The 5708-nt window shown below is 44.4% G+C and carries 7 protein-coding genes and 1 pseudogene; 2 read left to right on the forward strand and 6 right to left on the reverse strand.

The genetic code is table 11. The annotated features are described in order from the left end of the window. Both AB4653_RS12880 and AB4653_RS12885 read right to left on the reverse strand, forming a co-directional pair. A partial coding sequence (locus tag AB4653_RS12880) for a hypothetical protein (RefSeq protein WP_372104358.1) occupies positions 1-306 on the reverse strand: 306 nt, incomplete at its 3' end. Positions 307-450: 144 nt separating this feature from the next. Then, a complete protein-coding gene (locus AB4653_RS12885) occupies positions 451-1344 on the reverse strand; it encodes a helix-turn-helix domain-containing protein (protein WP_017097624.1) in 894 nt (297 codons plus the stop codon). A 50-nt stretch (positions 1345-1394) separates the two neighbouring features. Here AB4653_RS12885 and AB4653_RS12890 point away from each other — a divergent pair, with 50 nt between their 5' ends. Then, the gene (locus AB4653_RS12890; protein WP_102257998.1) at positions 1395-2792 is read left to right on the forward strand and encodes an MATE family efflux transporter; all 1398 of its coding nucleotides are present in this window, start codon (positions 1395-1397) and stop codon (positions 2790-2792) included. Positions 2793-2912: 120 nt separating this feature from the next. Here AB4653_RS12890 and AB4653_RS12895 read toward each other — a convergent pair whose 3' ends face one another. Further along, entirely contained in the window at positions 2913-3308 is a 396-nt protein-coding gene (locus AB4653_RS12895; RefSeq protein WP_102257997.1) for a nitrous oxide-stimulated promoter family protein, read from the reverse strand. Positions 3309-3401: 93 nt separating this feature from the next. Between AB4653_RS12895 and AB4653_RS12900 the strand changes: the two genes are divergently transcribed. Continuing rightward, positions 3402-3632 carry a DUF2986 domain-containing protein gene (locus AB4653_RS12900; RefSeq protein ID WP_017101886.1) on the forward strand — a complete coding sequence of 77 codons (231 nt, stop codon included), beginning with the start codon at positions 3402-3404 and terminating at the stop codon, positions 3630-3632. Positions 3633-3761: 129 nt separating this feature from the next. Here the strand turns inward: AB4653_RS12900 and AB4653_RS12905 are convergent, their stop codons facing one another. The 3 genes and pseudogenes from AB4653_RS12905 to AB4653_RS12915 all read right to left on the reverse strand — a co-directional run. Beyond that, complete coding sequence (locus AB4653_RS12905; RefSeq protein ID WP_102257996.1) at positions 3762-4685, reverse strand: ABC transporter substrate-binding protein; 924 nt, start codon at positions 4683-4685, stop codon at positions 3762-3764. A gap of 2 nt (positions 4686-4687) precedes the next feature. Next, entirely contained in the window at positions 4688-5563 is an 876-nt protein-coding gene (locus AB4653_RS12910) for a metal ABC transporter permease (protein WP_009845395.1), read from the reverse strand. Further along, positions 5563-5708: pseudogene (locus tag AB4653_RS12915) on the reverse strand (metal ABC transporter ATP-binding protein); the annotation flags it as partial. The pseudogene AB4653_RS12915 and the gene AB4653_RS12910, both read right to left, overlap by 1 nt.

A 5708-nucleotide genomic window follows, 5' to 3' on the forward strand; every position in this document is an offset into this window, starting at 1 on the left:
ACGACAGTCTAAGATCCTTCTTATCTCGTAGATAGCAACCAATACTGAAGCAGATGTCACGGCTTTACCCGACCAACCTACACGCTTCAAAACTCGCTTACTGATTACATGTCCTTTATTTTGATACAAGTAAAAAAGAACCTTACGATGAGGCTCTGAAAGCGTCCCTATTATCGAGCCACACTCCTGCTTTCGGACGATCCTCGTATCAGATTGAAACTCTTTTTTATTTAGAACCCACTTAGACGGAAGTTTAAAATCGTCTACGTGATCCGCTATTTTTTGTATGGATTCCTCACGTTTCATAAGCAGTTGTCTTTTAAGATATTTCCAATATTATCGAATGGTACAAAAATACTAAATTGATAGATCACTTAATACCGTACATTTACTGCAAAATTGATCTTGTGGAATTGTTCTAAGAAACGAATTTTTAGTGGACAACCAGTATTACCCGGTAAGTCGATGGCTTTTACGGTATTGGCTTGGAGATAAACCAAAATGCTTTTTAAAGCGATGTGAGAAGTTATAAGGATCTTTGTAACCCAAGCGGTTGGCAATCATCGACACCGACCAATCTTGGTATTTTAACAAACTGGTCGCTTTATCCATTCTTAGTTGAATCAACTTGCTGCGTGGTGATAGGTCGAAGAGCGTCTTGGTAACTCGATTAAGCTGCTCTTCGCTGATAAACACCCTTTGAGCCATACCAGCTACTGTCCATGGTTGATGCAGACTACTTTCAATTTCATTATAGAGCGCTTGAACACGAGCGGTGGTGCTTGTTGATTTAGGTTCAAAACCCGTCAACGTTCGGACTATTTCACTCAAGAGTAACTTACGGTAACTGGCTCGGCCCCCTATCTCAAAGTAAACCAAGTTCATTAATGACCAGATCTGCTCACACTCTCCAAAAGGCACAATCCCCTGACCTAAACTTGCTATGTGTTGCCACTGCTTAGTATCGGGGGTCAACATCCACGCCATTTTCCAATAGTTATATTGCGGATCGAGTTCAAAACGAAATGGGGTTCCGGCAGGAAGAACCACCAGCGTATACGGTGTAATCGCTTGTACTGATGTCGTGGTTGTTAGAATGCCGCCACCTTCCATAGTGAAAATCAACGTATGAACATTAACGGATTCTCGCTCAACCCAATAACCATCGTATAGTTTTGCCATACCGCCCATATAGACACCAAAGCTTTTCATCTCTGGGATATCTTCAACGGTCAAAAAACGTTCTTTGCAATGTTCCGCGAGAAAAACATCATCTTGCCACGTTGATTTAGGCTCCATGGTGTCAATGACGGATTCGCACAGGTTTTGTTGTTTTTTAAACATGTTGTTACTTCGCTCAAATCACTATAGTTCTGCCATAAATCGGAGAGCTTATGACAACTAACATCAACCCTAACTCATCTATGAATAACAAGCCAGAGAGCATATTACCTCGTATCGTTAAACTTGGTTTACCTGTAGCTTTGCAAAGTGCGCTGGTTGCTATTCTTGCCCTTGCTGACGTCTTGATGGTCAGTGATTTTGGTATGGAAGCAGCAGCCGCTGTGGGAATCGCATCAAAATGGCACTTCGTTGCGATTATGATTATGGCAGGGTTGGCCTCAGCAAACGGTACATTAGTTGCTCAATACTGGGGAAAGAATGACCGAAAAAGTGCACGTACCGTGTCATCTATCGCGATGGTGTTTGGTTTAAAAGTTCTGCTGCCTGTTACAGCAATCATCACTCTTGGTTCTCAGTTTTTAATGATGTTGCAAACTAGCGATCAAACCGTGATTGAGCTTGGAGCGACTTACCTTTGGTATGGGTTCCCTGTTCTACTTCTAACTCACATTGTAGTAGTGGTAGAAGCAAGCATGCGCTCATCAGGTGACACCGTAACTCCACTATTGTTAGGTGGTATTACTATTGCACTCAACATTGCGCTTAACTTCGTTCTAATTAAAGGGGCTTTCGGCATTCCAGCAATGGGCGTTGCAGGTGCTGCATTGGCGACAACCTTAGCGCGATTGATTCAAGTGGGCTTAATGTATAGCTACATGCGTGTGCGTAAACACTGGCTGCTAACCACCCCAAGCTCACCACACCGTCCATCACTGTGGCTTTCTTACCGTCGTATTGCGTTGCCGCTAACGATGAATGCCGTGTTGTGGGCAATGGGCACAATGGCATATCAAATGATCTTTGGTCACATGGGCACGACTGAACTTGCGGTGTTCTCGATGCTCGCACCGTTCGAATCGCTGTGTTACTCAATATTCTTTGGTATTTCGGTGGCGTGTTCAGTATTGCTTGGCCATTCGCTGGGCCGTGATGAATTTGATGATGCTATGAGCATGGGTCTAACATTCATTAAAGCCGTCGTTGGCTTTGGCGCTGTCGTTGGCATGCTACTGTTTATGGGTAAAGAGCATGTTCTATCATGGTTAAACCTTTCTACAGATGCATTGTACCCGCTTGCTTCGCCAGCAATGATGATCATGTGTTTTGCAGTGGTGATTCGTATGCTCAACATGGTGATCATTAACGGTATTATTCGTGCTGGTGGTGATAACGCTTTTTGCCTTCGCATGGATTTCATCGCGATGTGGATGGTGGGCATTCCAGTGTGTGTTTATGGCGCGTTTGTCGCTGGATGGGATTTCAAATACATCTATGGCCTGATGTTGGTAGAAGAAGTGGTGAAACTGGCAATATGCTCGCACCGCTACTTGAGCCGACGCTGGATCAACAATCTCACAGTGACCTACGACGAGCCTCAAGCGGTGTAGCTTTATACATAAAGTATTCTTTCTACAAGACTGCCTTCTGATAATGCAGTTAGCAGAAACACAAAAGGTCTGAGCAATCAGACCTTTTTCGTTTCTTCTGCGACCACTTTAAAGCACTAGTTACTTCTTGTTCATTCGGATATGGCGATTAGACACATTCGGCAGTGGCTTCTCTGGCACTTTATGTTTCTCATGAATCAAATGCCTGATCGCTAAAATCGGATGCTTAAGTAGCATTCTTGGCCCTGCATAGCGCATCACTAAACGCATCTGCTCTTTAGGATCAGGCTTATAACAATGAATCGGACACTTGTTACAGGTCGGCTTTGCTTCGCCATAAGGGCATCTATCAAGTCGTGTCTCTGCATAACGCAACAGTTGCTCACACTCTTCACATAACGCGTTATTCTGACGAACCGCACCGTGGTGATCTTTACAGTAGATGTGCACCATCGCAATAACGGTTTTGTACTCCGTTGCGAGTTCGCCTTGTAGAATGTTGTTATGTTGGAACATGATTAATTACCTAATGAGAGACCGTACAGGTTGAGTTCTAGATCTAAAATGATTATCCTCCACCGCATAAACTAAATACAAGGCTATGCAGCAATGAACCGTAAGAAAAAAATCAATCAAATTCTAAAGAAAAGACAGAAACAGGCGAATTCTAAACTGCATGGTAGCAACAAGCCTCGCTATATTTCTAAAGCTGATCGCGCAAAAATGGAAGCTGAAGAACAAGCGAAAGCCGCTCTAGAGCAAGCTGAGGGTTCAGTAGAGACAGCGGTTGAAGCAGAAGAAGCTGGTATTGAAACTAAAGAAAAAAAAGCTGCAGAGTAAACTTTTGACTCACGAGATACTCTTGCTCAGCGCTCAGATCAGAGCCTGTAGACAAGAACATAAAAAGCAGCCTCTATTTGGGCTGCTTTTTTGATCCTACCGTATTAACCTAGCGACTTAGCTATTCAATTAACCTTTGAATGGTTTAACTTCCCAACGTGCGAACGGCACTTTTGCATTAATCCCTGCTCTTCCCCAGCGGTCTACCGAGTCAACTACAAGAATTCGCTCATTAGGCACCAGCGACTTAATCAAAGTCGTCGGCTTTTTCGCTGTCACTAACCATAGCGCGTCATCTTCAGAAAACATCGCTTTGAGTTTGGCCTTGTCTTGTTCTGTCCATTCCAGTTCAGCTTTGAACATACGTGCTTCAACAAACAGTTGGCTACCAGAAGCAAAATCTTCCAAGCTTTCTGAAAGTAACAATACTGAATCTACGTCGTTATCCAATAATACCGCTTGTTGCTTGTTAATCAGTTCACGCACATCCAACATCACACGTTGTAGGTTGCTATCAATCGTCTCTGCTTGCGCTGGCCACAACAACTTAAAGTCGTCAGCCACGATAGCAGCCATGCGCGTTAGGTTGGTTGGATTTAACCAAGCATACTTAGACACTTCACCACTTGATAGCGTCAACGCGGCAACACCTTGTGCTCGCGGTGTAATAGCTTGAGCGGCATCCACCTCAACCAAGCGGATATTGCCTTGCCTTGCGTATACAAATGTAGGATCCGCTTGCCAAATAGATGACAGCGTTAACGCAACGGTCGCCTTCTCTCCTGACTTAAGCACCTTGCTTTCACCCTTAGTGCCAAACCAGTTAAGTAAGCGATCAATGCCGTAACGTTTTGGTGGTAGGTATTCAGTGGTAATGTCAGTGCCTTTGGTTAGCTCTGTTGCCAATGCATAAGTCACAGGTGTGCTCGTTAAGATATCTTCTGCATTAGCGTTCAGTGACACCACAGATCCAGCCATTAACACACTACCAAGTACACCCACTTGAGCCGCTGTTTTTACTGAGCTTGAAATACGATTCATCAAAGGAGTCATGGTTATGCCTTTCTTATAATTCGGTATAGCGTTGCCGCTAGGAAAAACGTTGCAGAAACGATGATTATTGAAGCGCCTGACGGCACAGGCAGTTTAAGTTCCATCGGTAATACCGTTCCGACTAAACATGCAATAGTTGCCAGCAACGCAGAAAGCAAAACAAAGCTCCCCATGCGTTTAGTCAACAATCGCGCCGTAGCACCCGGAATCAATAATAACGCACCAACCAAAACAGCACCCACGATCTTCACCGCAGCAATCGTCACCAAAGTAATCATCATCACAAACAGGTAGTCATAGAAGCTGGTGTTATAGCCGCGCACCTTGGCAATATCCGGGCTAATACAAGTGAGAAGAATACGGTTGAACGTCGGTATCAAGAGCAAAATGATGAGCGCGCAGCTGCCTGCGAGAATTGCTAAATCTTGGTCTGTTACCGTCAGAATCGAACCAAATAACACGTTCTCAAGCATGTGGATATTGATCTTACGCGCCACGTACATCAGCAATGCCGCACCTACTGCCAATGCTAGCGCTAGAAACACACCAACTAAGGTGTCGTATGGCACGTTGGTTCTGTTTCTTACAAAGTGAAGAAGCAAAGCAAAGATCATACAGAAGCTAAACAGACCAATAATTGGGTTTTCTGGTGGCTCGCCAAGCAAAACACCAATGGCAATACCGGTTAATGCAGCATGACCTACCGCTTCAGAGAAGAATGCCAAGCGTTTAGCAATCACCAAAGTACCAAGGCCACCTAATAACGGGCCAAGTAACAATGCGGCAACCAGTGCATTTACCATAAACGCATACATGAAGCTGTCTGATAACCAACCCGCTTCAACGCCACTAGTGGCAAGTTGTCGTAACCACTCCATTACGCAACCTCCTTCGATTTGGTGATGGCAGATCCACTGCTATAGTGCTGGAACAGACTCTCGATTTTAGTCGGGTGTAGTACTTGTTCATGTGGACCACTATCCACCAAGAATCGATTCACAACATGTACATTCGCTTCAAGAC

Source organism: Vibrio sp. 10N.222.48.A3 (assembly GCF_041475345.1).
Lineage (GTDB): Bacteria > Pseudomonadota > Gammaproteobacteria > Enterobacterales > Vibrionaceae > Vibrio > Vibrio tasmaniensis_A.

Coding starts and splice junctions, on each gene's coding strand:
- AB4653_RS12910 (WP_009845395.1), bottom strand. CDS start 5,563: ATGGAGTGGTTACGACAACTTGCCACTAGTGGCGTTGAAGCGGGTTGG.
- AB4653_RS12885 (WP_017097624.1), bottom strand. CDS start 1,344: ATGTTTAAAAAACAACAAAACCTGTGCGAATCCGTCATTGACACCATG.
- AB4653_RS12890 (WP_102257998.1), top strand. CDS start 1,395: ATGACAACTAACATCAACCCTAACTCATCTATGAATAACAAGCCAGAG.
- AB4653_RS12900 (WP_017101886.1), top strand. CDS start 3,402: ATGAACCGTAAGAAAAAAATCAATCAAATTCTAAAGAAAAGACAGAAA.
- AB4653_RS12905 (WP_102257996.1), bottom strand. CDS start 4,685: ATGACTCCTTTGATGAATCGTATTTCAAGCTCAGTAAAAACAGCGGCT.
- AB4653_RS12895 (WP_102257997.1), bottom strand. CDS start 3,308: ATGTTCCAACATAACAACATTCTACAAGGCGAACTCGCAACGGAGTAC.